At 62.9% G+C, this 25057-nt stretch carries 26 protein-coding genes; 14 read left to right on the top strand and 12 right to left on the bottom strand.

Features of this window, described 5'->3' with window-relative positions:
* Nucleotides 1–5 precede the first annotated feature (5 nt).
* From EB230_RS25255 to EB230_RS25245, 3 genes are all read left to right on the top strand, one after another.
* Entirely contained in the window at nt 6–602 is a 597-nt protein-coding gene (locus tag EB230_RS25255; RefSeq protein ID WP_056563640.1) for a superoxide dismutase, read from the top strand.
* A gap of 165 nt (nt 603–767) precedes the next feature.
* The gene (locus tag EB230_RS25250) at nt 768–1205 is read left to right on the top strand and encodes a cytochrome c (protein WP_056563637.1); all 438 of its coding nucleotides are present in this window, start codon (nt 768–770) and stop codon (nt 1203–1205) included.
* Nucleotides 1206–1214: 9 nt separating this feature from the next.
* Nucleotides 1215–2165, top strand: coding sequence for a cytochrome c (locus EB230_RS25245; RefSeq protein WP_172375160.1), 951 nt, complete (start codon nt 1215–1217; stop codon nt 2163–2165).
* A 173-nt stretch (nt 2166–2338) separates the two neighbouring features.
* On the opposite strand, the gene EB230_RS25240 is transcribed toward EB230_RS25245, so the two are convergent.
* The 3 genes from EB230_RS25240 to EB230_RS25230 all read right to left on the bottom strand — a co-directional run bounded on the left by EB230_RS25240 (nt 2339) and on the right by EB230_RS25230 (nt 5628).
* Entirely contained in the window at nt 2339–2728 is a 390-nt protein-coding gene (locus EB230_RS25240; protein WP_056563632.1) for an SET domain-containing protein-lysine N-methyltransferase, read from the bottom strand.
* A 153-nt stretch (nt 2729–2881) separates the two neighbouring features.
* The gene (locus EB230_RS25235) at nt 2882–3508 is read right to left on the bottom strand and encodes a LysE family translocator (protein WP_056563629.1); all 627 of its coding nucleotides are present in this window, start codon (nt 3506–3508) and stop codon (nt 2882–2884) included.
* Nucleotides 3505–5628: a S9 family peptidase gene (locus EB230_RS25230; RefSeq protein ID WP_172374148.1), complete on the bottom strand. Its 2124-nt coding sequence runs from the start codon at nt 5626–5628 to the stop codon at nt 3505–3507. Before EB230_RS25230 ends, EB230_RS25235 begins: the two co-directional genes overlap by 4 nt.
* 115 nt (nt 5629–5743) lie before the next feature.
* On the opposite strand from EB230_RS25230, the gene EB230_RS25225 reads away from it, so the two are divergent.
* Both EB230_RS25225 and EB230_RS25220 read left to right on the top strand, forming a co-directional pair.
* Complete coding sequence (locus tag EB230_RS25225) at nt 5744–6112, top strand: SH3 domain-containing protein (protein WP_172375158.1); 369 nt, start codon at nt 5744–5746, stop codon at nt 6110–6112.
* 447 nt (nt 6113–6559) lie between these two features.
* Nucleotides 6560–6985 carry a MucR family transcriptional regulator gene (locus tag EB230_RS25220; RefSeq protein WP_010915014.1) on the top strand — a complete coding sequence of 142 codons (426 nt, stop codon included), beginning with the start codon at nt 6560–6562 and terminating at the stop codon, nt 6983–6985.
* An 88-nt stretch (nt 6986–7073) separates the two neighbouring features.
* Here EB230_RS25220 and EB230_RS25215 read toward each other — a convergent pair whose 3' ends face one another.
* Both EB230_RS25215 and EB230_RS25210 read right to left on the bottom strand, forming a co-directional pair.
* Nucleotides 7074–7502, bottom strand: a complete 429-nt coding sequence (locus EB230_RS25215) for a SufE family protein (protein WP_056563624.1) — start codon at nt 7500–7502, stop codon at nt 7074–7076.
* A 119-nt stretch (nt 7503–7621) separates the two neighbouring features.
* Nucleotides 7622–7972, bottom strand: a complete 351-nt coding sequence (locus tag EB230_RS25210; protein ID WP_056563621.1) for a DUF5330 domain-containing protein — start codon at nt 7970–7972, stop codon at nt 7622–7624.
* Between the two features lie 533 nt (nt 7973–8505).
* Here EB230_RS25210 and EB230_RS25205 point away from each other — a divergent pair.
* The 3 genes from EB230_RS25205 to EB230_RS25195 all read left to right on the top strand — a co-directional run bounded on the left by EB230_RS25205 (nt 8506) and on the right by EB230_RS25195 (nt 11458).
* Nucleotides 8506–10269 (top strand): HAMP domain-containing sensor histidine kinase, encoded by a 1764-nt coding sequence (locus tag EB230_RS25205; protein ID WP_172374147.1) that lies wholly within the window; start codon nt 8506–8508, stop codon nt 10267–10269.
* Nucleotides 10244–11041 (top strand): peptidoglycan-binding protein, encoded by a 798-nt coding sequence (locus tag EB230_RS25200; protein ID WP_172374146.1) that lies wholly within the window; start codon nt 10244–10246, stop codon nt 11039–11041. Before EB230_RS25205 ends, EB230_RS25200 begins: the two co-directional genes overlap by 26 nt.
* Before the next feature lie 69 nt (nt 11042–11110).
* The gene (locus EB230_RS25195) at nt 11111–11458 is read left to right on the top strand and encodes a DUF1491 family protein (protein ID WP_172374145.1); all 348 of its coding nucleotides are present in this window, start codon (nt 11111–11113) and stop codon (nt 11456–11458) included.
* Here the strand turns inward: EB230_RS25195 and EB230_RS25190 are convergent.
* Nucleotides 11436–12467, bottom strand: a complete 1032-nt coding sequence (locus EB230_RS25190; RefSeq protein ID WP_172374144.1) for a hypothetical protein — start codon at nt 12465–12467, stop codon at nt 11436–11438. The two genes, EB230_RS25195 and EB230_RS25190, sit on opposite strands and share 23 nt — an antisense overlap.
* 209 nt (nt 12468–12676) lie before the next feature.
* On the opposite strand from EB230_RS25190, the gene EB230_RS25185 reads away from it, so the two are divergent.
* Complete coding sequence (locus tag EB230_RS25185; RefSeq protein WP_056563609.1) at nt 12677–12862, top strand: hypothetical protein; 186 nt, start codon at nt 12677–12679, stop codon at nt 12860–12862.
* An 81-nt stretch (nt 12863–12943) separates the two neighbouring features.
* Here EB230_RS25185 and EB230_RS25180 read toward each other — a convergent pair whose 3' ends face one another.
* The 5 genes from EB230_RS25180 to EB230_RS25160 form a co-directional block, all read right to left on the bottom strand.
* Nucleotides 12944–13513 (bottom strand): DUF1254 domain-containing protein, encoded by a 570-nt coding sequence (locus tag EB230_RS25180; RefSeq protein WP_056563599.1) that lies wholly within the window; start codon nt 13511–13513, stop codon nt 12944–12946.
* On the bottom strand, nt 13506–14090 hold the full coding sequence (locus tag EB230_RS25175; protein WP_172374143.1) for a DUF1214 domain-containing protein: 585 nt from the start codon (nt 14088–14090) through the stop codon (nt 13506–13508). The genes EB230_RS25180 and EB230_RS25175 overlap by 8 nt, the downstream gene beginning before the upstream one ends.
* 110 nt (nt 14091–14200) lie before the next feature.
* The gene (locus tag EB230_RS25170; RefSeq protein WP_172374142.1) at nt 14201–16354 is read right to left on the bottom strand and encodes a penicillin-binding protein 1A; all 2154 of its coding nucleotides are present in this window, start codon (nt 16352–16354) and stop codon (nt 14201–14203) included.
* Nucleotides 16355–16546: 192 nt separating this feature from the next.
* A complete protein-coding gene (locus EB230_RS25165) occupies nt 16547–17479 on the bottom strand; it encodes a dimethylarginine dimethylaminohydrolase family protein (RefSeq protein WP_172374141.1) in 933 nt (310 codons plus the stop codon).
* A 40-nt stretch (nt 17480–17519) separates the two neighbouring features.
* Nucleotides 17520–19106, bottom strand: a complete 1587-nt coding sequence (locus EB230_RS25160) for an amidohydrolase (RefSeq protein ID WP_172374140.1) — start codon at nt 19104–19106, stop codon at nt 17520–17522.
* A gap of 76 nt (nt 19107–19182) precedes the next feature.
* Between EB230_RS25160 and EB230_RS25155 the strand changes: the two genes are divergently transcribed.
* The 5 genes from EB230_RS25155 (at nt 19183) to EB230_RS25135 (ending at nt 24136) form a co-directional block, all read left to right on the top strand.
* Nucleotides 19183–20079 (top strand): LysR substrate-binding domain-containing protein, encoded by an 897-nt coding sequence (locus EB230_RS25155; protein WP_056563585.1) that lies wholly within the window; start codon nt 19183–19185, stop codon nt 20077–20079.
* 121 nt (nt 20080–20200) lie between these two features.
* Complete coding sequence (locus EB230_RS25150; protein ID WP_172374139.1) at nt 20201–21295, top strand: ABC transporter ATP-binding protein; 1095 nt, start codon at nt 20201–20203, stop codon at nt 21293–21295.
* A 69-nt stretch (nt 21296–21364) separates the two neighbouring features.
* Entirely contained in the window at nt 21365–22477 is a 1113-nt protein-coding gene (locus EB230_RS25145; protein ID WP_056563580.1) for an ABC transporter substrate-binding protein, read from the top strand.
* Nucleotides 22478–22496: 19 nt separating this feature from the next.
* Nucleotides 22497–23330, top strand: a complete 834-nt coding sequence (locus EB230_RS25140) for an ABC transporter permease (RefSeq protein WP_172374138.1) — start codon at nt 22497–22499, stop codon at nt 23328–23330.
* The gene (locus EB230_RS25135; protein ID WP_172374137.1) at nt 23330–24136 is read left to right on the top strand and encodes an ABC transporter permease; all 807 of its coding nucleotides are present in this window, start codon (nt 23330–23332) and stop codon (nt 24134–24136) included. The genes EB230_RS25140 and EB230_RS25135 overlap by 1 nt, the downstream gene beginning before the upstream one ends.
* On the opposite strand, the gene EB230_RS25130 is transcribed toward EB230_RS25135, so the two are convergent.
* Nucleotides 24133–24921: a fumarylacetoacetate hydrolase family protein gene (locus EB230_RS25130; protein ID WP_172374136.1), complete on the bottom strand. Its 789-nt coding sequence runs from the start codon at nt 24919–24921 to the stop codon at nt 24133–24135. The two genes, EB230_RS25135 and EB230_RS25130, sit on opposite strands and share 4 nt — an antisense overlap.
* Nucleotides 24922–25057 lie beyond the last annotated feature (136 nt).

The raw sequence follows: 25057 nt of genomic DNA, 5'->3' as shown, positions 1-25057 counted from the left end.
TACCCATGGCTTTTGAATTGCCCGCTCTGCCCTATGACTATGAGGCCTTGCAGCCTTACATGTCGAAAGAGACGCTGGAGTATCACCACGACAAGCACCACAAGGCCTATGTCGACAACGGCAACAAGCTGGCCGCCGAGGCGGGCCTTGGCGACCTGTCGGTCGAAGAGGTGGTCAAGCAGTCGTTCGGCAAGAATGCCGGCCTCTTCAATAATGCCGCGCAGCATTACAACCACATCCATTTCTGGAAGTGGATGAAGAAGGGCGGCGGCGGCAACAAGCTGCCTGGCGCGCTGCAGAAGGCTTTCGACAGCGATCTCGGCGGCTACGACAAGTTCAAGGCCGACTTCATCGCGGCAGGCACGACACAGTTCGGTTCGGGCTGGGCCTGGGTTTCGGTCAAGGACGGCAAGCTGGCGATCTCGAAGACGCCGAACGGCGAGAACCCGCTCGTTCATGGCGCCTCGCCGATCCTCGGCGTCGATGTCTGGGAGCATTCCTACTACATCGACTATCGCAACGCGCGGCCGAAATATCTCGAGGCGTTCGTCGACAGCCTGATCAACTGGGATCACGTGCTGGAATTGTACGAAAAAGCTTGATCGACCTGCAGAAAAGCCCCGGCATTCCGGGGCTTTTCTTTTTGGAGAGCCGAGATCTCCCCAGTCACTCACCGTTCGGCAAAATCGGTCGGAGGAAGGGAATAATCCGTCCGCGACATCCGTTAACGTCGAGTCCTGAAATGCCTTCATCATGGAGCCAAATGAATGAGAAAGCTTGTCATCGCCATCTCAACGCTCGCCTTCGCCGGTTCGGCGGCCTTTGCCGATCCGATCCTCGACCGGCAGGCTCTGATGAAGGAGCGCGGAAAGATCGTCGGCGGCCTGTCGAAAGTGGCCAAGGGCGAGGAGCCCTTTGACGCCGCTGCCGTGCTGACGCAGTTGCAGGCGCTGCAGGCGAATGCCGAGAAGTTCGACGTCGATGCCTTGTTCCCGAAAGGCAGCGATACCGGCGACACCACGGCGGGGCCGAAGATCTGGGAGGACACGGCCGGCTTCAAGGCCGCCGAGGACAAATATCTCGCCGACGTCAAGGCCGCGGTCGCCGCGGCTCCCGCCGATGCCGACGCGCTGAAGGCCCAAGTCGGCACCCTCGGCTCGGATTGCGGCGCCTGCCATCAGGGCTACAGGATCAAGAAGGGCTGATTGCCTGATATGGCATGGCTGAAGAAGCTCGCCGGCGCGGCCCTTGTTCTGGGCGGTGTCGGCGCGGCCGCTGGTTGGCTTTTGTCGGCGCCGGTCAGGCTGGATAAGACCGCCCTGGCGCAACTCGGACCGGGCGATGCTAGCCGGGGCAAGCGCATTTTCTATGCCGGCGGCTGCACATCCTGCCACGCAAAGCCCGGCTCGCAGGGCGATGCGCGGCTTCAACTGGTGGGCGGCCTCGAACTCAAGACGCCGTTCGGCACCTTCGTTCCGCCCAACATTTCGCAAGATCCCAAGGACGGCATCGGCGCATGGTCGGTCGAGGATCTCGCCAACGCCATGCTCAAGGGCGTGTCGCCGTCTGGCGAGCATTTCTATCCGGCCTTTCCCTACGCGTCCTACGCCCGCATGAAGCCGTCTGACATTGCCGATCTCTATGCCTTTCTGAAGACGCTGCCCGCGGTCGCCGGCAAGGCGCCGGCCAATACGCTGGCTTTCCCATTCAACATCCGCCGTGGCATCGGCCTGTGGAAACGGCTCTATCTCAGCGATCAGCCTGTCATTGCGTTCGCCAATGGTACGCCTGATCCGGTCATGGCCGGGCGCTATCTGGTCGAAGGACCTGGCCATTGCGGCGAATGCCACACGCCGCGTGATCTCGCGGGCGGGACCAGGAAAGGCGAGTGGCTGGCGGGTGCCGTGGCCGCAGAGGGCTCAGGCGTCGTGCCCAACATCACATCGGGCAAGGGCGGCATCGCCAACTGGTCGGAAGCCGACATAGCCAACTATCTCGAGACGGGCTTCACGCCCAACTTCGATTCCGTCGGCGGCGCCATGGTCGACGTGCAACGCAACATGGCCGAGCTGACTGCCGGGGATCGCGCGGCGATCGCCGCCTATCTCAAGGCAGTACCGCCGCATCCCAATGGTTATCCGGCGCGCAAGCCGGCTGCGAATTGAGTGTCCAGGCCCAGATCATTTTTGCCAGCGCGTCGAACAGCGCCAGATTGAATCCTGGGCGTCGTCGACGATGGCATCGGACGGTGGCGAAAACTTCGCCACCACCATCCTGTCGGGCCGGGCAATCGAAGTCTCCAGGCCCGGCTTTTAGGAGCCATGTCCCTATTTTCAGACTAGAGGTGCCGGTCGCCGAGGAAATCGAAGCCCGTCTCGAAGAAAAGATTGTAGTTGCAGGTCAGTTCCTCGCCGGGTGCGATGTCGCGCAAGGCGTATGTTTCCTCGGGCGAGGAGACATCGCAATTCGGCTCGTCGTCATGGTTCATGTAGCGGGCGTCGTCGGCTTCGAAGACGATATAGGCCGGATCGCGCCGGTCCGGGTAGGAATAGCGGTCGAGATAGTTCTTCACCGGCCCGGTTTCGCCCTCATAGGTCTCGACATCGATGATCCGATCGAAGCGGGGGTCGAGCTTCCAGATCAGCGTGCCCTTGGGGATGTGGTGCTTGGCAAAGACGCCAATGCCCTGGATCGGCGATTTGTCGAGATAGACGTCGACGAGCAGCATGGCATACCCCAGTAGCAAACATGGCAAGCGCGGCTTGCGAAAAGCCGCGCACTGGTTAGCGCGGGGCTGGCACAATTGCGAGCGCAAATAAGCAAAGCGGAATTCAAAAAGTCATGATCGCCGAACCCAAAAGTGAACGTGCTGTCCGAGCCCTCAGCGTTGCTGCAACGCCAGACGTACGCCCAGGGCGCAGTAGATGCCGCCGACAATCTTGCCCTGCCATTTCAGCACGGTCGGATTTCGGCGCAGGAAACTGCCGAGGCGACCGGCGCTCACGGCAAAGACGACCGTGCTGAAAAGACCGAGCACGACGAAGACAATTCCCAATACGGCCAATTGAAGCATCACCGTTCCGTTTTCGGGTCGCACGAACTGAGGCAGGAATGCCAGGAAAAACAGCGCGGTCTTGGGGTTGAGCACTTCGGTCAGGACAGCCTGCCGAAACGCCTTGCCGGCGGAGATGGCGAGCGCGCCGGCAGAGGGGTGGGCCGGCGTTTTCTCGATGATGGCGCGAATGCCGAGGTAAACAAGGTAGGCCGCGCCGATATACTTTACGATGCTGAACAGCGTCGCCGACGTGGCGATGATCGCAGAGATCCCGACCATTGCCATGACAGTGTGAAATATGTCGCCGGCCGCGATCCCGGCGCCGGTCGCGATCCCGACCTTTGTCCCCGAACTCGTTGCCCGGGCGATCGTCAACAGCGTGGCCGGACCCGGGATGAAGACAAAGCCGAGCACGACGGCGACATAGGCAATCAACGTGGACAGATCGATCATTTGAGTGTCGCCCCGGCAAGCTGCGCCTTGCCCGTTACCTTCAGCGCGAAGGCATAAGTATAGGCGATCTCTTCCAGGCGTGAGAACCGGCCGGACGCACCGGCATGGCCGGAATCCATGTTGATCTTGAACAGCACCGGATTGTCGCCGCTCTTGCGGTCGCGCAGCCGCGCCACCCATTTGGCCGGCTCCCAATAGGTGACGCGCGGGTCGGTGAGGCCGGCAAGCGCCAGGATCGGCGGATAGTCGAGTGCCGCGACATTGTCGTAGGGCGAATAGGCGGCGATCGTCCGGTAGTCGTCGGCGGACGCGATCGGGTTGCCCCATTCCGGCCATTCCGGCGGCGTCAGCGGCAGGGTCGCGTCGAGCATGGTGGTGAGCACGTCGACGAACGGAACCTCGGCGACGATGCCGCCAAAGCAGTCCGGCGCCATGTTGGCGACGGCGCCCATCAGCATGCCGCCGGCCGAGCCGCCTTGCGCGACCATGCGGTCATGCGCGGTATAGCGTTCGGCAACGAGGTGGCGCGCGCAGGCGATGAAGTCGGTGAAGGTATTCATCTTGTGCTCACGCTTGCCGTCATCGTACCAGCCGTAACCCTTGTCCTTGCCCCCGCGCACATGGGCGATGGCAAAGACGAGCCCACGGTCGACCAGCGAGAACCAGTTGGTGTTGAAGGCGGCCGGCACGGTAATGCCATAGGAGCCGTAGCCGTAGAGCAGGCAAGGTGCCGATCCGTCCAGTCGCGTGTCGCGGTGGTGCAGAAGCGAGATCGGCACCAACTCGCCATCGGTGGCGGGGGCCATCAGTCGCCTTGTGACATAATGGTCCGGATCGTGGCCCGACGGCACTTCCTGGGTCTTGAGCAGCACCCGCTCGCGGGTGCGCATGTTGTAGTCGAAGACCTGCGACGGCGTCGTCATCGACGAATAGGAAAAGCGCATGATGTCGGTATCGTATTCATAGGAACCCGACAGGCCGAGCGAGAAGGCCTCCTCGTCGAATGAAATCAGGTGCTCCTCGCCACTGGCGCGATCCCGCACGACGATGCGCGGCAGGCCCTCCTTGCGCTCGAGCCGGACCATATGGTCCTTGAAGCCGATCACCGACAGGATCAGCCGGCCCGGCTCATGCGGAACCAGCTCCCGCCAGTTGGCGCGAACTGGATCGCTTGCCGGCGCCGTCATGATCTTGAAGTCCTTCGCGCCGTCCGCATTGGTCAGGACGAAGAAGACGTCGCCGCCTTCCTCCAACTCATACTGAAGCCCGGTTTCGCGCCCGCAAACCAGCCTCGGCTCGGCAAACGGATCGCTGGCGCTCAGCAGGCGATATTCCGAGGTCTCGTGATCGTTGATGCCGATCATGATCCATTGGTTGTTGCGGGTGCCGTCGACATTCATGAAGAAGCCGGGATCGGTTTCCTCATAGATCAGGCGGTCGTTTTCAGGGTCTTGTCCCAGTGCGTGGAAGAGCACCTTTGACGGCCGGTGGTTGGGGTCGAGGCGCGTGTAGAAGAACCCGTCATTGCCCGCGCTCCACACGCCCGAACCGCCGGTGGCGGGAATCTGGTCGGCCAGTTCCTTGCCGTCGGCAAGGTCGCGCACGCGCAGCGTGTAGAACTCGGAACCCTTGTCGTCGAAGGCCCACAACAGCTTGCCGTGATCGGCCGAATGGTCGACACCGCCAAGCCGGAAATAGGCTTTGCCTTTCGCCTCCATGTCGCCGTCGAGCAGGATCTGCTCAGGCCCGCCGTCGCGCGACATGCGGAAATAGCGCGGCTGCTCGCCGCCGAGCTTGAACGAAGAACCATAGGCATAGGGCCCGTCCTTCATGGGAACCGATGAATCGTCCTCCTTGATACGGCCTTTCATTTCCTTGAAAAGCTGCTTCTGCAGATCCGATGTGTCGGCCATCAGCTTCGACTGATAGGCGTTTTCGGCTTCGAGTTCGGCGCGGATGGCCGCATCGAGCAGGGAAGAATCCCTGAACATCTCCTGCCAGTTGTCGGCCCGCAGCCATGCGTACTCATCGGTTCGCGTGATGCCATGATGGGTATCGGAAACCGGCCGCTTCTCGGGCGTTGGCGGGCTGACGATCGGAAATCGGGGAGTCTTGGTCATTGCGTCTCGCTGGGGGATATCTTGAATGGTGAGTGAACACGCCGATCAGGGTGGGTTCAAGGGTTGCAGCCTAGAGGTGGTGTCGGCTCCTTGAGATGGGCCGGGAGGAAAGATGATGACCATTCGGTCTCGGATTGCGGCGACTTTCGCCGCTGCTTCGCTAACACTGGTCTTTGCTGGCCAGTCTCATGCGACCGTATTCGCGGCTTGGCAAGTGGCCAATGTGCCGTTCGGCGACACGCTCAACGTGCGTAAATATCCATCAGCCACATCCCGGAAGCAGGCCGCATACCCGAACGGTACCATCCTGCAAATGACCGGACGATGCACCGATGGCATAAACCTGCTCGACATCGTCAATCAACCTGCATGGAAGCAGCGGCAGACTGTTCGCTATCGCTGGTGTGAGATCTGGCATGATCCGGCCAGGAACGGCACCTTCGTCAAGGGCTGGGCCTATGGCAAGTTCATCACCCCGTATTGATCGAGCGGCATCGATTGGCCCCGAGGCGGCAGGCTGGCGGACATGCCGCCTGATCGCCTGCATGAAAGGTGGGCGGCAACCTATGGTTTCGCGGGCGGATGTGACAACCAAGACTGTTCACGCGATGGCAAAGCAAACCGGAGCATTGAAAGCCTGTTTTGTGAGTTGTCGCGAATGTAACGATGATCTGACGTAACGTCAGCCTTTGTCGGTTTGGCGCGCGAAATATCGGAAAATACATAACGCACGAAAGATTGAAGCTGACTGGCCAATATTTGATCAACTTTCGCAAATACAACGCGAAGAGCGAATTGACTTACTTGCTCTCAGGTCGCATTGATGTGACCTTGACACGAATCACTGAAATTCTACCTTCATAAAATTCGTGCAATGCCCTGCCTGAAAAGGGGCGCAAACCGATGTAACTCTTGTTGGGGCCTGAAGATCATGGATATTGTCGAAACACCTTCCAGAAACAATGATGCGCTGATTGAGCTGACCGCCGATGTGGTGGCCGCCTATGTCAGCAACAATCCCGTACCGGTCGGCGAACTGCCGAACCTCATATCCGATGTCCATGCCGCTCTCGGGCGCGTGGGCGGAACCGCCGAACAGCCCCCTGCCGACAAGCAGAAGCCGGCTGTCAATCCGAAGCGCTCGGTCCATGACGACTACATTGTCTGTCTTGAAGACGGCAAGAAGTTCAAGTCGCTCAAGCGTCACCTGATGACCCACTATGATCTGACGCCGGACCAGTATCGTGAAAAGTGGAACCTCGACCCGAGCTACCCGATGGTTGCCCCGAACTATGCGGCGGCCCGCTCGCAGCTTGCCAAGAAGATGGGCCTTGGCCGCAAGCGCAAGGCGCGGTAGTCGCTGCTGTCAGGTCGAAGCGACGTTGACGGCGCCTCCGGGCGCCGTTTGACTTTTGGGGAGAGGCTTGTTGTGGCCGACAGGGGCGTCAGGCGGTTTGCCTGAGTGCCGCCTCGGCATCGCGCTTGATGCGCTTGACCATCGAGCGGAGACCATTGGCGCGCTGGGGCGACAGGTGTTCGTCCAGGCCGAGCGCCTTCAGCGTCGCTTCCGCATCGGTTTTCTGGATTTCGCTGGCGGTCCTTCCGGAAAACAGCGCCAGCATGATCGCGACCAGCCCCCGCACGATATGGGCGTCCGAATCGCCGGTGAAGGTAATGACCGGATCGCTGCCCGGTCCCTTTTCGGTGGTCAGCCAGACCTGGCTGACGCAACCAGGCACCTTGTTGGCGGCATTGCGTTCCGCATCGGGAAAGGGAGGCAACGCTTCGCCGAGCTCGATGACGTAACGATAGCGGTCCTCCCACTCATCGAGGAAGGAGAAGTCATCGCGGATCGTCTGGATCGTGGTCGCCATGACCCGGATATAGTCATGCGGCAGTGCCGCGTCACGGAAAAAACAAGAACACCGCGGGCGTCGAGAGGGCAGACGGCCCGCGGCGTGCCGTCGAGACGGCTTAACTGTTCATGGGCAGCCTAGTTCTTTACCGGCAGGTTGACGGTCTCGGGCAGGACGATCTCTTCCGGCACGCTGCCCGTCATTGTCGAGGTGTCGGGGCCAGCGGACTTGTCGTCCAGCATGGCGGCCGCGATCTTGGCCGTCTCCTTGGCGCGTGCGGTGATGGTGTGCATCGCCGATTTGCCGGTTTCACAGACATCGGGCTTGCGCTCGCAGATGCCGGCAATGTCACCCACCGCGTCGCGTGCCGCGAACAGGGCCTGGATCGGCCCGACGCTTTCCTGCCCGGGTTCTTCGGAACCGACACTCAGCGGCAGCGCAAGGAGCACCAGTGAAAACCAGAAAGCCATTCTTATCAGGAAGAACATGCCTCGCCTCTCGTCGTGACCGGATCATGCATCATGTGGCATGACCTCTTTTATGGGCAGGATCTTGGCACACAGGCACAAAGGACGGCTTGCAGGTTCGCAGAGAATTTTCCTCAAATTTTAGGCAAATTCGAAACAAAGCGTTTTGCAGTGGATTTGTCTCATATCGGGAGGATTTTCGTTACCATCTGATAACCATCCATCTGCTTGTTTCTATTCATGTTTCCTCGGATTGGGGCGGTTCTCTTCCCATCGACGGTCCGCTGACGTCGGGCGTTCGGAGATAACCCTCCATTTACTATGGCGGCATTTGCCCGGGTTTTCGGCCGCCTCCGTCCCGATATTTGCCGCAGGCCGGGCTTTGGTCGGCCCTGCCTTATCCATTCCTTAAACGCTGGATGAGAGTTTCAGAGCCAATCAAAACAATCTGCAAAGGCAGAGCTGTTCACGACGAGTGCGAGTGCGTTGAGTTGATGCCAATTAAGGCCAGATACGCTGAATTGCCTGGCGCGATTGCCGCCGGTTGCGAACGTATGGTCCATCCCTCCATTCTTGGGCAGAGCGGCCGCGAACGCCAACGCCGTTTCATCGGCGTCATGCTGGCAGCGCCATTCTTTGCCGCTGGTGCGGCTGTCACGCTGGTCACATCAGGCATGGGCGCCGCTGTGACCATGGCCGCCATCTTCGCCGCCTTCGGTCTGTGCTGGTTCGTCGCCTTGCTGGTGGCGGCAACCGGCAAGATGGCCGCGGCGGCCCCGATCGCCCTGGCGATGGCGGCTGTTGCCCTTGGCGGCCTCATCGCCGCCGCCGGCGGGTTGAGCTCTCCCGTCGCCATGCTTGCCGTTGCGCTGCCTTTCGAAGCCTGGTGGATCGGCGCTTCGCGGCGGGCGGCCCTGTGGGGAGCGGTCTCGGCCATTGCCGCCATTGCCCTTCAGCCTCTGGCAGCGGCCTTCCTGCCCTTCGCGGGCGCGCAGATCGTGGCCTGGCATTGGCTGGTGCCGTTGGCCTGGGCCCTGACGCTCATCCCGCGCGTATCGGCGTTTTGCGATACCACCGGTGCGGCTGATGCGCTGGATCCCGGCGACCGGCTGGAAGACATCATCGACGCGGTGATCCTGCGGGTCGCTCGCCACGGCGAAGTCCTGGACGCGTCCGCCAAGGCGCGCACGCTTTTGAAATTGCCGCCTGAACTGCTTTCCGGAACCGGCTTTTTCGACCGTGTCCATCTGTCGGACCGTGTCTCCTATCTCAGCGCTCTTGCCGACATGCGTGATGGTGCCCTGTCGCGCCGCCTCGAACTGCGCATCAGGCTGCCCCAGAACGGCAACGGCCAGAATGACAATCGCCAAAATGACAGCCGCTTGATGGCCGACAACTATCGGCCGTTCCTGCTCGAACTGGTGCGCGGTGAGGAGCAGGGCGATGTCTTCACGCTGGTCCTGCGCGAAAATGACGAAACTGCCCGGCTGCGCGGGGAACTCGCGCAGGCCAATGAGATGGCAGCCGCCGCCGAAGTGGCCAAGGGACGGTTCCTGGCGGTGGTGAGCCATGAACTGCGCACGCCATTGAACGCCATCATCGGCTTCTCGGACATGCTGCTGCATGAGATGTTTGGCGCCTTCAAGGATCCGCGCCAGAAGGAATATGTCGGCCTGGTGCGGGATTCAGGCCAGCACCTTCTGGCCGTGGTGACATCCATACTCGACGTGTCGAGGATCGAATCGGGCGCCTACACGGCGGAACCGGAGCCGTTCCGGTTCATGGAAGCCGTCGAGATGTGCCAGTCGATGATGCGGCTGCAGGCGCAGGCCAAGAACATCGACCTGCAAACGCAGATCGCTCCCGACGCCGGCGACATCAACGCCGATCGTCGCGCGGTGCAGCAGATCCTCATCAATCTCGTCTCCAATGCGATCAAGTTCACGCCCGATGGCGGCGATGTCGTCGTTGGTGCCAAGCGCATCGGCTCGCGCCTGCATTTCTGGGTCAGGGACACCGGCATCGGCATCGCCGAGGAGGACTTCGCCAACCTCGGCAAGCCTTTCATGCAGATCCAGAACGACTATACGCGCCGTTTCGAAGGAACCGGTCTTGGCCTTTCACTGGTGAAGGGGCTGGTGGCGCTGCACGAAGGCACCATGTCGATCGAAAGCATGCCGGGCGAGGGCACCACGGTGACCATCAGCCTGCCGGTCAACGGGCCGAAGGGGCGCCCGGCGAAGGAGACAGCGGTGCTGACGATGCCGGTGACGAGGGCGAAAGGGGACAGAAGTGGCTCGCTCCGCAAAACAGCCTAAGGCGGTCAAACGCCGCAGCAACGCCTTCCAGGACGGCGCGTTGGCCGTCGGCGGCATGATTTCGCGCAACCCGGTCCTGGTGGGTGGATCGACGGCATTCCTGGTGACGCTGTTCTATGTCTCGGCGAATGCGCTGTGGTATCAGCCTTTCCCGCATGCGGGGGCGTTCTTCGCCACCCGCAATTTCCAGGGTTTTCCGCACACTGCCTCTGACGAGCCGGAGACGACGATCAACATCGTGCGGCCCAACGCCGCGCCCGCCCCGATGAAGGGCGACCCGGTGGTCGAGCAGGTGCAAGGCATATTGAAGGATCTCGATTTCTATTCCGGCACGGTCGACGGCATTTCCGGCCCCAACACGCGCAAGGCCATACAGGCCTACCAGCAGAAGGTCGGGCTCAACGCTTCCGGCGAGATCGATGCCTTGTTGCTCGATCAGCTTGGCGCAACGCCGAAGACCGCCTCCGTGCCCAAACCGCAGCCTCGCCCCGATACGCAGGCCGCCGTTCCGGTGTCCCTGCAGACAAATTCCGGGCAGGCGAATGCCGGACAGACGGATACCGCCCCGGCCCAGGGACCCGACCCCCGCATCGTCAAGATCCAGGCCGGGCTCAAGGCGTTCGGCAATGACGACATGCAGCTGGACGGTGTCGTCGGGGCGCGCACCAAGGCGGCGATCAAGGAATTCCAGTCGCTGTTCGGCCTGCCGCAGACCGGCGAACCCGACGAGATCGTTTACGTCAAGATGCGCGAGATAGGCCTGACCAACTGATCGGGAAATGACGGCTCGCCGAGCGGCGGAATTATCGCTAGATAGCCCGCACGCTTTCGGAGCTGTCTCATGCGCGTCACATCGGATCTGTGGGTTTCGGCCTTGGTGCGCCGCGTTTTCGGCGCCGGCGGATTTGCCGCCGTGGTCAACCGTGGCGCAACCGAGGCCGGTGCTGTTTTCGTGCTGACGCGGGGCAGGCTGGGTGACGTCGCTCTCTACGGGCCCGCGCCGCAGACAAGCTATGATTCGGCCAAACCCGATGATCGTTTCTTCAGCCTTCTCGGCGCCAGCGATGATCCGGCGGTGCTCGATGCCCGTCTTGAAAAGGAAAAGAAGTTCGATCCGGACATCTGGGTGGTCGAGATCGAGGCCGGGACCGTTCCGGTGGAAGAACTTATTTCCGTGAAGACGCCCTGAGGAGGGGGGCGACATCGTCGCTGTTCGAGGCCTTGCGGCCGTCGCGATTCGCCGACGAGGCGTCACGAACCATCCTGGACACGGTCTCGGCCTTCCATACCCGCACCTTGTCCAGTGCCACATCGCGATGCAGCAGGCGGTAGCGGTCGAGATAGGTTCGGATGGCCTGCGGATGCGGAAACAGGCTGGGATAGATGGCGACCGTGATCAGGAAGGCCCGGTCCTCGCTGAGGTCGAGCGAACGCAGCGCCGCAAGCAATGAGGAGTAGCTCTGGTTGGCGGTCAGCGAACGCGCGGTCGAGAAATCAATGTCGAGGGCATCCGCAAGCGCCGTTTGGAAGAACGCGGCGTTTCCCGTCAGCGCCGTCTCGCGCAGTTTGACATAGGTATCCGAACCGGGGAACGCATCGACCCTCGCCGCCAAGGCTTCGTCGCCGGTGCGCATCATGGAGCGCAGCCTGCGTCGTGCATTCTCTGCGGCAATGCCGGGAGCCTGTTGTCTTGTCGCGCTGTCCTCTGCCGCTTGCGCATTGACGGGCGCGGCGGCTGGTTTCGTGGGGGCCGATACCTCCGGATCCCGCACCCGCACCAGCGTCGGTCTTTCGAGCACTCTGATCAGATCAGCGATGGTCGGGTTCAGGTCCTTGCGGCGCGCGATGGCGCGCGCATGCGGCAGTCCGTGCCGACCGATCAGCGCGATCAGGTCGATATCGCTGACGGCGCGCGAGCGGATCAGCAGCGGCGCGGCAATGTCGACCGGTTCCTCGCACAGGCGCCGCACCAACGCGGCGGGGGCATATTCGCATTCGGAAAGGGCGGCGGCCACGTAGCGTCGCGATTCGACGGACACATCGTCGAACAGCGGCAGCGTCAGGTCCTCAAGCTGGCCGATCTCGCGGCGCGATGGGCGCGTCAGCGAGCAGAACGCCGACACCGCGGCGCGGAACAGCCTTTCGGCCTTGCCCGATTCCGTCCGTATCGCGATTTGCCTGAAGTCCGAAGATGACACGAAGGATACCCGATACTCGATACACAGCCTTGATCACGCTCAACCGGGACCATGTCGGTTTGGCGATTGCCTCGGTCAGAACGTCCAGACCTCAAGACAAAGATCAAGTTAGCGGTGATCCGTTAGCGTTCCGTTAACCCTCTGCCGGCCTTAATGATATTGGAGGCGTTGCGTTGTGCTCCGGGGAAACCGAGAGGAATGCGCGAATCATGGGCATGGTACTGTCTTTCGTGCCGCGTGCGGCACCGACCAATCGAGCCAAGCAAACCACCGAAATACCGGCGGCGGTCATTATCTTTCCCGGCATCCGCTATGAGCGGTCCAGCACCGGCGAGGCGCGGCCTGCCGGACCCGACAAGCCGGGATCGCCACGGACGCCGGTGCCGCATCACTGAGTTTTCCTGACGCGGCAGACTGGCTCATCAGGCAGCATTCGCTGCCGGCTGTTCTGATACGGATATCAGGCCCTATCCGGCCTAGAAATCCTGCAGTTCGCAGGAACTCTGATCGAGAAAGCGCGACACGATCGGCTTCCAGCTGTCGTCCGGTACGAAGCTGCGGATGACGAAGATGCCCTCGTCGATCGGCGCCTCGACGAAGATCGCCCCCTGCAGATCCTCGGGCAGGTCCTTGCGCACATCGATCATCTGGGCTGGCGTCAGCACCACGGCATCGAGCTTGCCACCGGTCGCCGTATGGTCGTTGAAGGAATAGACATTATGGCCACTGCGGTCATAGACCGAGACCGACCAGAAGGGGACGTTCCCCGGCGCCTTGATCCGAACCATTCCTTCCTCCAGGTCGAACCGGCAGGCCGTGGCATAGAATAGCGGGTCGACCGATTTCACCACCGGCGCGCCCCCCGCCTCGGCATCGAGCCGATTCATTCTGTAGAGATCGGACGCCATGGACAGGCGCGACCAGGCGTCGCGTTCAGAAAACTCCGGCACCAGAAGCAGCACCACGATGTGCACGATGCCGGCGCCGACAAGGCCGAGCAGGACGGCATGGAAAAGACGGCGCAGCGCGGCTGGGACATTACGCATCGCAGCCGGCCTTCACGATCCTGGGCAGCGAAACGTCCGACAGGCCGGTGCTGCTGGCGATCGGCGTGTCGTAGAAGGTCAGGACGAAGTACATCCGGCCGGAACCGTCGGTCAAAAGCCAGTTGCCGGGCATCGGGTGATGGCTGACCGAAATGATCACCGAATTGTCGGCCTGGCGCAGCACCTCGTAGGACTGAAGGGCCGCAAGCCGCGGCTTGCCGGTCTCGACGACGCCGAGCGATTGATCGGCGGCGTAGAGCGTCCAGAAGCGGGCTGTCGGAAATCCGCCCTCTATCCTGTAGCTGCATTCCCGCTTGAGCTGGTCGCCCGCGGCATCATTTTCCGCGACGAAGGACAGGCCCTCGGCGCGGCCGAGCGCCAGCACGCCCTCGCGCGCCACGCGCGCCTTGGAATAAGGGTCGGCGGCCGGTGTGCCGATGTCGGGGAAGGCGGTCCATTGGCCGATGCGGATCGCCCCGACGCCGTCCTGGATCTTCAGCGCATACCAGACGCTGGCGCCGCCGCCGCCAATGGCTATGGCAAGCGAAAGCAGCATCAGGAAGGCATTCTTGAGCATGAAGGGCCGCGTGCGCGAAGGATTGCCGTTCGGGGATATCGCGGCGCGGGGTCTCGTGGCAAGCCGGCGTGGTGGATTTGCACCTCGGCTGGCCCGCGCCGGGGCGGATGTCACAGTGCCGAAAGCGTTTCGGGCGGGGTAGGTGCGTCGAGTTTGGGCGCCGATTGGAACAGCTGGGTCATATCCCTCAGCGTCTGCGTGGTCCGGCTCGACAGCACCGGCGGGCGTTCGGCCGCCGCCTCGGCCGCGGCCTGTTCCTCGCTCTTCTTCTGCGCGTCCGCGGCCTTGGCCGCGATCTGCTCGTCGACGAACGGCTTGTCGATGCCCGGGATCGGCTTCAGGTCGATGTTCTGATGCGCGTAGACCATCAGGCGCTGCCAGACCATCGCCGGCAGCGAGCCGCCGGTCATGTTCTTGGTCGGGGTAAAATCATCATTGCCCAGCCACACGGCCGCCGTGTAGTTGCCGGTGAAGCCGACGAACCAGGCATCGCGGTAGGATTGCGTCGTCCCGGTCTTGCCGGCGACGACGATGTTGGGAATCTGGGCACGCCGCGCCGTACCCATCACCGGTACTGCCGTCAGCATGGTGTTCATGGATCTCAGTGCCTGCTCGGAGAGCACCCGGTGTGGCGGCGGCGCATCCTTGGTCCAGTCATACACCACGTCGCCGGTGCGGGTGACGAGCTGGGTGATGCCGTGCCGGGAACCGACGAAGCCGTTCTGGGCGAACACGCTGTAGCCCGTCGCCTGGTCCATCACGGTCATGCCCGAAGTGCCGAGCACCATGGTCTTGTGACCCTCCAGCGGCGATTCCACCCCGAATGATTCCGCCATCGCCTTGATCGGACCGATGCCGAGATGGTCCTTGGCCAGCCGCACCGGCACGGTGTTGATTGACTTGGCCATCGCCATCAGCAGCGTGATGTTGCCCGCCGACTCGCCACCGTAATTGTGCGGCGACCAGTTGCCCCAGCTGATCGGTCCGCCCGAAATGACAGAGTTCGGTGTGAAGCCGTGTTCCATCGCCGTGGCGTAGACGTAGGGCTTGAACGAAGAGCCGGTCTGGCGCAGCGCCTTGGTGGCGCGGTTGAACTGGCTGGCGCCGTAGTCGCGGCCGCCGACGATCGCCCGCACCGCGCCATTGGTCTCGATGACGACCACGGCGCCTTCGGTGACGTTGTACTCCTTGCCGAACTGGCGCAGGTGGAACTCGACGGACTCTTCCGCCGCCTTCTGGATGTTGGCGTCGAAGGTGGTGTGGGCAACCAGCGAGTGCTGGCCAGGCTTGGCGATCTTCTTGACCTCGTCGAAGGCCCAGTCGAGGAAATAGTCGGGGCTCTTCTGCTCGCCGCGATCGACAACGTCGGCCGGGTGCAGCCTTGCCTGCAGCACCTGGCCTTCGGTCATGAAACCGGAATCGACCAGGTTGGACAGCACCACATTGGCGCGGGCACGCGCTGCCGGCAGGTTGATGTGCGGTGCGTATTTGGTCGGCGCCTTGAACAGGCCGGCCAGCATCGCCGCCTCCGCAAGGTTCAGGTCCTTGACGCTCTTGCCGAAATAGAAGTCGGCCGCCGCCTCGATGCCGAACGTGCCACCGCCCATATAGGCGCGGTCGAGATAGAGCTGCAGGATTTCCTTCTTCGACAGATTGGCTTCGAGCCACAGCGACAGGAAGGCTTCCTTGATCTTGCGCTCGAAGGTCCGTTCATTGGTCAGGAACAGGTTCTTGGCCAGCTGCTGGGTGATGCTGGAGCCGCCCTGGACGACCGAGTTCGCGCGTACATTCTCGAAAATCGCGCGCGACAGGCCCAGAACATCGATGCCGTAGTGATCGAAGAAACGCCTATCCTCGGTGGCGAGCACTGCCTTGATGACGTGATCGGGCATCTCGTCGACCGGCACCGAGTCGCGCTGGATGATGCCACGCTGGCCGATCTCATTGCCATAGCGGTCGAGGAAGGTGACGGCGAAATCGCCCTGGGCGCGCCAATCGCCGGCCGTATCCTGGAACGCCGGGATGGCCAGCGCCAGCATGACCACGATGCCGCCGGCGCCGAGCGTAAAACCTTCGCTCAAGATCTCGATGATGCCGCGCCGCCAGCCCTTGAGACGGAAGCGCCGCGAGAAGATTGTCGCCGCCTCCCAGAACTGGCGCGCCTTGAACCCGATCTCGTAGAGCGAGGAATCGATCCAGGCATCCAGCGCCAGAAGGCGGGAGGCGATCGGACCTCTTCTCTTGCGCGGTTCAGGGCTGACCATTCAAAAACCCGGCTCGGCTGTGGCGCGACCTGAAAACCGCAAGCGGGCAATTTCAGGGCGGCGCCCTGTTTGGACTATTCATCCATTTTGCCGACGCTCACAAGGGCGGCGAGGACACAGCCGCAAGGTTTGTTGATGGCGGAGCGGGGGAACGGCCGTAACCGATCGCCCCGCCTGGAAGGCCTGCGCTATTCAGGCCGCTTCGCGCTTCAGGGCCTGCGCCATGCAGTGGATGCCGCCACCGGTCTTGGAGATCTCGCTCATGTCGACGGCCGCGACCTCGAAGCCGCGCGCCTTGAGCTTTTCGATCAGCGTCTTGCTGGAGGTCGGCGCGATCACCCGGTCCTTGCCGAGCGACATGAAGTTGCAGCCGAGCGCCATCGTGTCCTGGAAGGGGACATCGATGATCTCATGGCCCTTGCCCTTCAGCCAGTCGACAATGCCGGGCTCGGTGCAGGCGAGGCAGACCGCGGTGAGCTTTTCGGCGATCGGCACCACCATCAGGTCGATATGGACATAGTATTCGTCGATGAAGGCGATGCGCGTCTCCCAGCCCTCCTTGTCGAACCAGGCCTGTACCTGGCGGGCGCCTTCCTCCTGCGTGCGGGCGCCGCCGCAGCCGATCAGCACCACGCCGTCCTCGATGACGTTGAAGTCGCCGCCCTCGAAGGTACCCGCCGTGACCATGTCGTAGATCGGGATGCCGAGCTTTTCGTAGGTGCGGATGGCGGCGTAGTTCTCGCCGCGCCGCCACCAGTTGGCCATGGCGGTGATGATGGCGCCATAGGGCGTCATGACGCTGGAATCGCGGGAATAAACCTGCATCGGCAGTTCCGGCGTCGGCTCGTGCCAGTGGATGTTCACGCCGAAATGCTCATAGGCGGCAACCAGGTCCTTGTGCTGCGCCTGCGCGATCTGGACGTTGCACGGCGCCTCGCGCAAATGTTTTCGTGACAGGGAACTGGTCGACAGATGGCGCAGGAAGTTCGGCGATCCGAGCAGCACGTCGGTCAGCACGTCGGTTTCGTTGGCGAAGCCCCAGGCGGTCAGCGGCTTGGTGCCGCCGGCCGGATTGCGGCGCTGCAGCGAAAACGGCTCGGCGACGATGCGATCATGAACGGTCATGGTGTTCTCCTCGTGGGCTTGTTCTCAAGGGTTGGTCGGGTCATGCGTTGCTTGGGATCCACCAGTCGCGGCCGCGCGCCGTGGTGACATATTCCGGCCAGCGGAAATTGATCGGTGGTTCGTAGTCGCAGAGCGGCGCGATCCAGTTCGCGCCGCCAATGCCGCCGCCGGTGCGAGTGACGAACTCATCCATCGCCGCATCGCGGGCTTTTCCGTCTTCGAGCAGGCGCAGCGCCGACAGCGCGACCGTCTTGGCCGCACAGGTGACCATCGGGTCGATGGTGGCGGAAATGCCGCCCAGCGCATTCATCACCCAGGAGGGATAGGCGTGGCCATTCGCCGAGCGCAGCGCCGGGCGCGCGACATAGAAGCGCGCGGTCGGCGCATGCCAGCTCATGTCGGTGTAGTCGTCGGAGGTCGAATTCACCTGCGAGGGCGGCAGGTCGCGGCGCAGGATCGCTTCGGCCTCTTGCGGCGAAATCAGCCTCTCCAGCTCATCGATGAAGGGATTTTCGGTTGCCGCGCCACCGGCATTGACCTGGATTTCGCGCGCGACCGCCTTCGCGGGCTCGTCCCAGTGTGGTGCTCCGACCGTCGAGAGCGCGTCATAGGCGATCCCGGCCATGGCGTGATTGGCCAGCCCGGGCCGCGACTTCGATACCCAGTGGCGCTCGTATCGACAGCCGCTGATCGCGGCGGCGGCCGCGGCGTTGCGGTCGAGCACGGCGGTGACCTGTTCGGCCATGCCGATGGTCGGGACGCGGATCATGTACTGGATCTCGGCCAGCCCCGCCGGCAGATTGTCGGCGGTTGCCTGGCCGGCGGTCAGGATCGCCTCGCTGATCGACCAGCCGCCCTGGTGCGGCAACATGGAATCGCGCAGCGCCTTGGAGGCCATGTACATCGTCATCAGCGCGTCGTTGGCGCCGGGCGCCCGCACGGCAGAATGCGCCTGCGGGATCGGTGCTCCATCGCCCGCGCGAACCCAGCTTTCGGGCTCGTCGCACACGAAGCGGTAGATCATGGCGTAGGCAGCGCCGCAATGCGTGTCCCAACGCGCCGTGTTGCAGAGCGGCAGCATGTAGAAGGGATGGAAGGAGATCATGCCGGCAAGGCCGTCATAGTAGCCCCTGGCCGCATGGATCGGCTTGGAGCCGCGTACCTTCTCCGCCGGCTCGCCGGTGAAACGCAGCGTGCCTGGAATGCCGTGGCGCTGCATGGCCGCCTTGGTCGCAAGCAGGCCGCCGAGGCTTGCCATGCCGAGCCCCGAATGCGGATCGGTGTGGCCGCCGGCCTCGACGCCAAGGCCGGGCCGTGGCTGTTTTACCGTCACCGCGTCCTGGCAATTGCCGGGCACGGCGTCGTACTCGGCGTACATGCCGATCGTCGGCCCGGCGCCATTCGTCCAGTGAGCGCAGAACGCCGTCGGCATGCCGCCCGAGCCTTCCTCGACGGAAAAGCCCTCATGCTTCAGCCGCGCCACATACCAGGCGGCCGACTGGTACTCGCGCCAAGCGGTCTCGCCGAAATCGAAAATGGTCCGCGTCCATTGCGACAGCGAGGGCTGGATGCCATCGAGGCAGGCAAGCGCGGTCGCTTGCGCTGATGTCGTCACCGGTTTGTCCATGGCATCAAAGAAAGCAGTGAAGCGGCTCGCCAAAAAGTGATATGTTTTCCCGGTTCGTGCAAATTCGGTTCACCTCTTGAGAATTCCCTCCACACAGGCGCTGCGCGCCCTCGACAGTTTCGCCCGCCACGGCAGCGTCTGGCGCGCCGCCGACGAACTGCACCTCACGCGCAGCGCGGTAAGTCACCAGTTGCGGCTGCTTGAGCGCGACCTCGGCTTCGATCTGCTTGAGCGCATCGGCAAGGGCGTCGCGCTCACCCCGCGCGGCCAGCGCTATGCCAGTGACGTGCGCAAGGCGCTGACCGTTCTCGGAGATGCGGTGACGCGCGATGCCGGCACCGGCGTCGGCGGTTCGTTCGCCGTCTCCTGTACGCCGGGCTTCGCCTCGCTTTTTCTATGCACCCATATTGGCGAATTCCGGCAGATGTACCCTGATGTGGCGCTGCGTATCCTGACGCCCAGGCGGCTCGACGATGTCAGCAACGCGGAGGCCGACGCCTTCATCGCCTTTGGCGTCGGCAACTGGCCGAACCGCATGGCCGAGCTGCTGTGCGAAATTTCGTTCACGCCGCTCTGCAGCCCGACGCTGCTGAACAAGGTCGGCGGCTTTTCGAAACCGGCGGACGTGTTGCGGGCCAACCTGCTCCATCTCGATGATACCGAGGATTGGGCGCGCTGGCTGGCCCTGTCCAAGGTCGAAAACCCCGACACCGAGGGCGGCATCTTCTTTTCCGACATGAACCTCGTCTTCTCGGCGGCGATAGCCGGCCAGGGCATCGCCATGGGCGACGAACTGACCAGCCGCCGGGCACTCAGCGAAGGCCGGCTGGTCCGGCCGTTCGACATCGCGATCAAGTCGCCGCGCTCCTATTTCCTGGTCTCCGAACACGCCAAGGCTTCGCACCCGGTGCTGGATGCGTTCGCGGGGTGGCTGAGGTCGAAGCTTTCTGAGAACCGCATTCAGCCCTATTGAGGGCGAAATGGCGCCAGCCGCCCAGACGTGAATCAAATTTGCCGATCAGGCGAAAACTATTCGGTTGCGGTGAGCCGCCGGCCTGCCTACGATTTCCACCTGGGACTGAGGAAGAGGCAGGATGCAGCAACCCGGCCGGGCCGCAGAGATCAAGGCAATCGGGATCGGCAAGAGCTTCGGCTCGTTCCGTGCGTTGGACAATCTGACGCTCAATATCGGCCGCGGCGAGTTCCTCACGCTGCTCGGCCCCTCCGGCTCGGGCAAGACTACCTTCCTGATGATCCTGGCCGGCTTCGTGCAGCCGACCGAGGGCCGTCTCCTCAGCGATGGCGCTGACATCACCAACCGCCCGGCCGAGCAGCGCGCCGCCGGCATGGTGTTCCAGGGCTATGCGCTGTTCCCGCATATGAGCGTCGAGGCCAACATCGCTTTCCCGCTCAAGGTCCGCAAGAAATCGGCCTCCGAGATCAAGAAGCGCGTCGGCGAGATGATCGAGCGCGTCGGCCTGATCGGCCACGAGAAGAAGCTGCCCGCGCAGCTCTCCGGCGGCCAGCAGCAGCGCGTGGCGCTGGCCCGGGCGCTGGTGTTCGAGCCGGGCGTGCTTTTGCTCGACGAGCCGTTCTCGGCGCTGGACAAGAGCCTGCGCGGCCAGATGCAGGCAGAGATGAAGCGCCTGCATCAGGAAACCGGCACCACCTTCGTCTTCGTCACCCACGACCAGAGCGAGGCGCTGGCGCTGTCCTCGCGCGTCGCCATCTTCAATCATGGCAAATTGCTGCAGGTCGGCGCGCCGGACGAAGTCTATGACCGGCCGGACAACCGCTTCGTCGCCGAGTTCCTCGGCGAAATCAACATGTTGCCGCTGAAGGGGGTCAAGCCCGCCGACAATGGCTCGACGGGCCTTTGCGAGGACCGCGCGGTCAGCATGCACTGCAAGGCCGAGAAAGTCCGTGGCGACGCCATCCTGGCGATCCGGCCCGAACACATGTCGATCGCGCGCGAGGCGGCGGCCGGCGAAAACGGCATTGCCGCGACCGCCATTGCCTCGACCTATATGGGTGCGGCGACCAAGCTCGACCTGACCACGCGGCAAGGCGCGAAAGTGACCGTCTCGGTGCCGAACGAGGTCGCGGCCGCGGCGCTGAGCAAGGGCAATTCCGTCTGGCTGACCTGGCCGGCGGAAAAGGGTTTCCTCCTTCCGGATGGAGGACAATGAGCGCCGGCGCGGCTTGATCCGCCGCACCGGCTTCCGGATTGAAATCAACTAAAACAAAGGGGAACTGACATGAACGACACCAAGAAACAGGCAATCGAAACGCTGTCCGAAAGGACCAGACGCGGCGAGATCTCGCGCCGCCAGTTCACGCAGTTGGCGGCCCTCGTGCTTGCCGGCACGCCGATGCTGCTGCGCTCGACCGGCGCCTTTGCCCAGGCCAAGGAACTGGTGCTGGTCAACTGGGGCGGCGACGCCATCACCGCCTATGATGCGGCCTATGGCCAGGCCTTCACCAAGGAAACCGGCATCACCGTGAAGATGGACGGCTCGGGCCCGACGGAGGGCGCCATTTCGGCGCAGTTCAAGAGCGGCGCGCCGACCTGGGATCTGGTCGACGTCGATCCGTTCTCGGCCATCACGCTCGGCGCCCAGGGGGCGCTCGAGCCGATCGACTACAAGATCGTCGACAAGACGAAGATGCGGCCCGGCTTCGGCTGGGAGTATGCCGCCTCGACCTATTTCTTCTCCTATGTCATCGCCTACGATTCAGAAAAATACGGCAAGGATGCCCCGACAGGCATGGCCGACTTCTTCGACGTGAAGAAGTTCCCCGGCAAGCGCTCGCTCTACAAATGGGGCGTGTCGAGCTGGGAAGCGGCCCTTCTGGCCGACGGCATCGCGCCGGCTTCGCTCTATCCGCTCGACCTGAAGCGGGCACATGACAAGATCGCCGCCTTCAAGGAAAATGTCGTCGCTTACTGGGGCGGCGGCGCCGAGAGCCAGAGCGTGCTGCTCAATGGCGAGGCCTCGATGGCCATCGTCTGGTCGACCCGCGCTTCGCTGATCGAGCAGGATTCCGGCGGCAAGATCAAGTTCATCTGGGACCAGGGCCTGATCTCGCCCGGCGCGTTGGCCGTGCTCAAGAACAACCCCGGCGGCAAGGACGCGGCGATGAAGTTCATCGCCAGCGCACAGGATCCGCAAAAGCAGCTCGTCATGTTCGAAAAACTCGGCCAGGGTCCGGCCAATCCGGCGGCCGACGCGCTGATCCCCGCCGACAAGAAGCGCATCAACCCGGTCGATCCCGAGAACATGAAGAAGCAGATCGCGCTCGACATGGAGTGGTACGCCAAGAACTACGGCGCGGCGCTCGACGAATACACCAAGATCATCTCCGCCTGACAGCGGATGCTGACCTGAGATGAGAGGTGTTCTCTCCGACAGGATGGGCGCGGCGCTGTTGATGGCGCCGCTGCTCCTGTTCCTCGTCCTGGCCTATGCCTGGCCGTTTCTCGGCGTTGTAAAGTGGAGTTTTACTCTGCCGACGCCGGGGCTTGGCCAGTATGAAGCGTTGCTCACCGACGATCTGGTCCAATCGGTGTTCGTCCGCACGCTGCGCATCGCGGCGATCGTCACTGTCGTTTCCGTCGCCGCAGCCTATGCCATCACGGTGGTCTGGGTGCGCGGCAGCCCGGCGCAGCGCCTCATCGCCGAGTTCTGCATTCTGGTGCCATTCTGGATCTCGGTGCTGACCCGCGCCTTCGGCTGGGTAGCGCTTTTGTCCAATCGGGGCCTGATCAACACCTGGCTGCAATCGATTGGTTTCATCTCCGAACCGCTGACCCTGGTGCGCAACGAGTTTGGCGTCGTCGTCGGCATGACGCATTTCCTCATTCCCTTCGCGGTCTTTCCCCTGGCATCGGCCATGCGCAGCCTCGACGACCGCGTGCTGCTTGCCGCGCGCGGGCTGGGCTCCAGCCGCATGCGCACCTTCTGGACGGTGTTCGTGCCGATGACGCGCTCCGGCATCATAGGCTCGGCGCTGATCGTCTTCGTCTTCTCGCTCGGCTTCTTCGTCACGCCGGCGATCCTCGGTGGCGGCCGCAGCGTAATGATCGCCGAACTGATCTATCTCAGGATTTTCCAGAGCCCGGACTGGGGGCTGGGGGCTGCGATCAGCGTCGTGCTGGTGCTGTTCGTGGGCGCGCTGATGGCGCTGCTGTTCCGCTATGTCAGACCGAAGCAGTTGATCTGATGCCGACCTATCGCCCCGGGCCCGTTTCGCTGATCATCGCCGCTCTGGTGGCGCTGTTCCTGCTGATGCCGCTGCTCGCCGTCATTCCGGTGTCGCTGACGCCGAGCCGCATGCTGGCTATGCCTTCGGGTGAGCTGTCGCTGCGCCACTATCGCTCGCTGATCGAGGACCCGCGCTGGATCCAGTCGATCCTGCTGTCGCTCCGGATCGGGATCGTCAGCAGCGCGATTTCCACCGTGCTGGCGCTCTGCTTCAGCCTCGGTGTCTGGATGTTCCAGCCCCGCTTCACCGCCGCGCTCGTGGGGTTCGTGCTGTTGCCGATGGTGGTGCCGCCGGTGGTCTCGGCGATCACGCTCTACTTCCTGCTGACCTCGATCTCAGGCGTAAGCTCGTTCTTCGGCTATGACACCTGGCTCGGCGTCGCCATGGCGCATTCGGTGATGACGGTACCCTTCGCCACGGTGCTGATCCTGGTCTCGCTCAGCCAGATAGACCGGCGCATCGACCTTGCGGCGAGGGGGCTAGGCGCCAGTGTCTGGGAGCGTGCCACCCGCATCATCATGCCCAACATCAAGTTCGGCATTATCACCGCGGCGCTTTTGTCCTTCGTGCTGTCCTGGGAAGAGATTGGCGTTACCTTGTTCATCACCTCGGTCAATGCCATCACGCTGCCGCGCCTGATGTGGATGGGCCTGCGCGACAACATCGACCCGGCGATCGCGGCCCTGTCGGTGATCCTGATCATCATCACCGTGCTGGTCCTTGCGGTGCGCAGCTTCGTGGTCAGGTTGCGGACCGGAGCCTAGACAAACCGTACCGACACGCGGCCGAACCGGCCCAAATCGCCAATCACTTCGTCGCCGGCCTCGACGCTTATCGGCGTCACGCAAGTGCCTGTAATCACCACCTGTCCCGGCTCAAGTGCCATGCCCAGGCCCGACAGTTCATTGACGATCCATGTGAGCGCGATCCAAGGGTCGCCCAGCACTGCCGCGCCCGTTCCATCGTGCCGCGATTTGCCGGAAACGAACCCGATCACCGGGTGTTCCGCGAGGTTCACGTCGCGCCAGCCGTCTTCTATCGCCTCGCCGATGACAAACAAATTGGCACAGGCGTTGTCGGCTACCAACTGCGGCGCCCCGACGGCGCAGAAATCATCATAGCGTGAGTCCGGTATTTCGATCGCCGGGTGCAAGGTCGCCACGGCATCCATCACCTCGGCGATTTCATAGGGTACTGGACGCGGCGGCAACTGGCGGCCGAAGCGGAAGGCGAATTCGATCTCCGCCACGCGCATCTTGCTCGTCGCGAGCGAAACGGTGCCGCCAACCTCGACCGATTTCTCGGCGATGAGACGACCGGCCATCGGGCCGTCGACGTTGATATGCCTTTGTCCGGCGAGGCTGGTTGCTGCAATCTTCCAGCCGAAAAGCGGGGCCGCTGAGCGATCCATCACATGCGACTGGATGGCGTAACCGTCGATCCGCGTTCGCGGCCGCAACTCGAGGGGTATGGCGTCGAGACGGGTGCCCTTGTCCCAATGGTCGACCAGCAACCGGGACGCGGCTCTGGCCTTTTCTGGATCGAGCATCGTCAGCTCCGAGAATCTGCTGCGGAAGATGCCCCCATTGCCCGGCCAGAACTGGCAAGGAACATTCCATCGTGAACCGGTCCATATGAGGCAAGATCGCGCGATCAGGCAAGCGGGACACCAAATTCATGCGCCA

It is taken from the genome of Mesorhizobium sp. NZP2234, from assembly GCF_013170765.1.
GTDB lineage: Bacteria > Pseudomonadota > Alphaproteobacteria > Rhizobiales > Rhizobiaceae > Mesorhizobium > Mesorhizobium loti_D.
Note: the sequence above shows the minus strand (reverse complement) of the source record. Positions and strands in the feature narration are given on the sequence as shown.